This is a genomic window from Providencia sp. PROV032 (genome assembly GCF_028484875.1).
Lineage (GTDB): Bacteria > Pseudomonadota > Gammaproteobacteria > Enterobacterales > Enterobacteriaceae > Providencia > Providencia rettgeri_E.
Map to the genome: position 1 here is coordinate 1 of NZ_JAMPSX010000059.1, position 4,088 is coordinate 4,088.

Annotated in this window: 5 protein-coding genes; all 5 read right to left on the minus strand. The window is 38.7% G+C overall.

Translation table 11 applies throughout. The features are described 5' to 3' along the window. Positions 1-70 (minus strand): H-NS family histone-like protein (locus tag PSF42_RS20855; protein WP_442959233.1); only part of this gene is annotated, 70 nt, incomplete at its 3' end. 364 nt (positions 71-434) lie between these two features. Then, positions 435-1,511 carry an endonuclease domain-containing protein gene (locus PSF42_RS20475; RefSeq protein WP_272517215.1) on the minus strand — a complete coding sequence of 359 codons (1,077 nt, stop codon included), beginning with the start codon at positions 1,509-1,511 and terminating at the stop codon, positions 435-437. 25 nt (positions 1,512-1,536) lie between these two features. Then, positions 1,537-2,205: a hypothetical protein gene (locus tag PSF42_RS20480; protein WP_272517216.1), complete on the minus strand. Its 669-nt coding sequence runs from the start codon at positions 2,203-2,205 to the stop codon at positions 1,537-1,539. A 107-nt stretch (positions 2,206-2,312) separates the two neighbouring features. After that, complete coding sequence (locus PSF42_RS20485) at positions 2,313-3,176, minus strand: hypothetical protein (RefSeq protein WP_272517217.1); 864 nt, start codon at positions 3,174-3,176, stop codon at positions 2,313-2,315. 138 nt (positions 3,177-3,314) lie between these two features. Continuing rightward, the coding region (locus PSF42_RS20490) for a hypothetical protein (protein WP_272680565.1) at positions 3,315-4,088 on the minus strand (774 nt) is incomplete at its 5' end.

Genomic DNA, 4,088 nt, shown 5'->3' on the forward strand with positions numbered 1-4,088 from the left:
AAACAGATAACTCTTTAACAGAAGCTTTTAAGCGACGAGCATGAGTTAAGATCTCTAAGAATTCAGACATTGTATTTCCCTAATAAGTTTGTATCGCAACAATATAGCTGATTTTCAATTTGTAATGAATACACAAAGAGATTCAATTTAATAGTTATTAAAGTGAATTTTTCGCGTGATTTAGCGCTTAAGCGACGTGTTTTGTGCATTATCGTAACAGATTCATGCAAAACTCAGTTTACGCAGCACAATATGCATAAATAGTCACATATCTATCAGTCTTTGATGTTTCACTCTTAATCAGCAAAGAAAACTCAATAGCATGACTGAGAGTAAGTCACTCGCTTTGGGACAGAAACGATTTAGAACTGATGCTCTATAGCGTTTCTGTCAGATTAGGAAAAGTATACTGAGGCCTTAGACGTTTGTTATACCTAATTTTCGATGATATCGAAGACACGCTGAGCACAAGCTATTGGCGAGTTCATGATATCGGGACCCGAAATTCTAATACTGCGTATTCCTATAGCTTCTAGCTTGTCATCTATTGCTTTATCTTTAGCAATGGCTTCTTCAGAAGAATGATGAGCTACAGAATCAACAAAAATCGCCACACGCTGTTTAGCAAAGTAAAAATCAGCCTCTGTGATTGTCTTGCTCAAAGCTTTAGTTCTAACACCACCTTTCCACATTGTTTGCAAAGTTGGAAAAATAGTTCCGTCTGTTAGGATGTGGGTTTGAATTGTAGGCTTTAGCCCGAAACTGTGCATAGCTTGAAGCAAGAAAAGCTCTATAGGAGAATCGCACCCCCAGATTTTTACCGGTTCGATGTTATCAAATGCTTTAAAGTATCGAGAGAACCTAAATTTTCGGTAATCATTGAGCAAAGCCTTACTTTCACCGAGTAGTGATGTGCACAAACCGGGATCTAAAACGTCTGACTTATCGTATTTTGATGCAAGAAAATAGGTGTTATAAACAAACCCTATTACATCTGAACACATTTGCTCGTTAACTGGCATTCCTTCACCAACACAATACAAACCAAACGCATTTGAAAACGGATTGAACCCCATATAATGTGGGTTGCCATCTAAAATGCGCTCCAAGTCGATTTTATCGATCCAATCAACTCCGACGGATGATGGTAGTCCTCTTTTTTGTGCAGGTCTTAGCGATACATGGTATGGAAGTCCAAAAAGTTGACCATCTATTTCTTCAAATGCATAGCAACAAACTACTACATTGATCATTTGAAAATCGTCACCACGCTCACGATAAAATTCAATAGCTTCATCTGATGGGTTTACATTAATCAGACCACCCGTCAATTTCAGTATGCTACCCTCTATCGGCTGATTTCCATCAAGATCAAATAGGTCATGACCCAAAAAATCCCCGAGAGCACCATTTAAATCTATTTGAAAACTACCAGAAGGTAAGCAACCATAATTAGGAAGCTTGAATAATTCTTTTGGTCTATTTTCTATATCTGCTGCTTCTTGTGCCATGGTTTCCTCTATTAGGTATAACGCCTCAATCAGCCACTGCGTTAGTGGTCGGCTGCGTTGATTTGTTAGGCTTTTCTTCGACACTGGAGTGATGATTGTTACCTTCACTCCATATGTAATAGGCATTTGAAAATGCAGCTAATAGCCCGCTTAGCAAGACAACTATGGCAAGGTATTTAGCAATTCTGTAATTTAGTTCGCCAGATTTAACGCGCTTCCACTCATATTTTAGGAGCGGTTTACTTGCCTCTCTCAAAGGCTCACAGGCCTTTCTAGCCTCTGACAATTCGCTCTTATGGTAGTGTTCTCTCGTTTTATAAAGCGCCGACAAAAAGGCATCATTTAGTTTCTTACCTTCCGCATTTTTTTCACTGTCATTGATACGAAAAATTATGTCGTTGTATGACTCGTTGACTCTCGCGTATACCTCTTCTACATCTCGAGCCATTTCAAATTTATCTCGCTTTTCTTCCGGTCGCGCTGAATGATGAATATAAAGTGTTGATAGGTATGTAAGTGATGAAATGTATCGCGCGATAGAATTTCTGAGCGAATTAATCCACTCCTGCCTAAATTCTGATATCTTATTTTCTTTTGATGCCACGAGATTTGTAAACGCGAAATATCCCGCAATAAGGGCTGCAAACATTGCTCCCAATAAAACAACAGCGTTTTTTCCTATTACTGCGTCCAATCTTTATTCTCCTTGAGAGCCTAACGCAAAGTTCAGTTGCCGAGTGCTGGCACGATTATTTGGGGTACCAAAATTCGTGACAGTACGAGGTCAATTGGAACGCCTTGTTAGCCCATAACTTTCAAGTAGTCGTATTCAATTTCTTTTCTTGTCAGCTGATCTTTGTCTTTAATTTTTAGGTTAAACAGCACAAAATCATCCAAACCATCTATATCTTTAACTTGTCCTTGCTCACCTGGCATACATATTTGAAATAAGACAGGCACTCCCTCACGATATTTTTCACGAAACGTGGGGAAGTAAGAACCCTCACCAATTTGACATCGCTTACCAATAATAGTTAGAGCAAACATCGGTATATGAATATCTGTTAAACTCTTCTCTTTGCGCTTACCCTCGACTTCTTTATGAAATTGTTCAACAGAGCAGTGCTCAAGGTTTGGGTAACACAGAAATACGTACTCTTTTGGATTTAGAACAATTGCACTCAAGCAAACACGCCCCTCTTCGTCACGAGTGTTGTTATCAGTCCAGTATTTTAAAGTTTCATGCATTTGACGCCCATATTCCTCGTCCGCAACCACAAAGCCGACAATTGGTATTTCTAGCTCACCATCCGAGGGGACTGCAACTCCAAATGAAGTGCCTAGTAATCTTGCTGGGTCGTGTTCATAGGTTAACTGTGGCATAACGAGAAAACTGTTATAGATAAAAACCGTTTTTTCGACAAAAGTGATAAGTAGCCATACACCAACACCGAAGAGAAAAGCATAAAGGGAATTGTCAAACACATAGAACGCGGCAAGCAAACTGATTGCTGTAAGAACTCTTTTCGTCCACGTAAAAAAAGGTTTAGCTTTTTCGTGTATGACGATACGAAAAAACTTAGGTGTTTTCTCTAATTGAAAATTTAAACGTATCTTGTTTACTGACGATATGATTTTAAGCTTTATTTTTTGCCAAGAATTCATTCCTCCTCCGTATACCATACATCGATTGTGGGCTAACGCCGCGTTAAGGGGTGAGTGCCGCCTAAACCAACTTTCCGCAGACCACTTTCACCACAAAACTCACGGCATACCAAAGATGCCACGCGGCGCGAATCCCACTTAAACGCTTTGATACTTATTTGTTTTCCGAAACGCTACTTTAAACCCGTCTTTAGGTCCGCAGTTTTCTAGGCATACATAGTTAGAAAACATTGCATCATAACCGTAATGCTCCAACATAGTTTTGATGCTATTAACATCATAATTTTCTCCACCCATATGGTTTGGAGTTTTCCCCCACTCATGACCGATAAAGCCACTAGTCTCGAAGAAAGCAAATTGCTTCTGATCTTCAAAGTAGTAGATCAAAACAAAACGTACATTTTCATTATAAAGATGTCCATCAAGAGAAACTCTGGACTTAGTAGCAACTCGATATGAACTATTTCGTTTATCTGAGATTTTCTCATCAATACACTTAACCCTTTTATTTCCAAGGTTTACATAGAAATCAATTTTCCCAAATAAGAATTTGGGTACAAACTTATCACCGTCTAAGTGTAAATACGAGTATTGCTCGGGAGAAACACTGATAGACTCACCAGACTTCAAAATCAAGGGAGCTTCAGGTTTATAAACCTCAAATTTAATGTCATTTTCTAACACAGCATCAATTGACCAAATTGATATTGTTTTGTCTTTTCGATTAGATATGACCAAGTTATTAATTTGTTCATCGGAGTAACGACCAATGTCGACCTGATACTTTAAACCGATCTTGTTTCCTATCTTTTGATAGGCAAAGTAGACTGATAAAATCAGACTTATCGTGGCTATAACTGCACGCCAGTTAACATTTAGCCACTGCAGCAACACATCGAAAATTTCCAACAG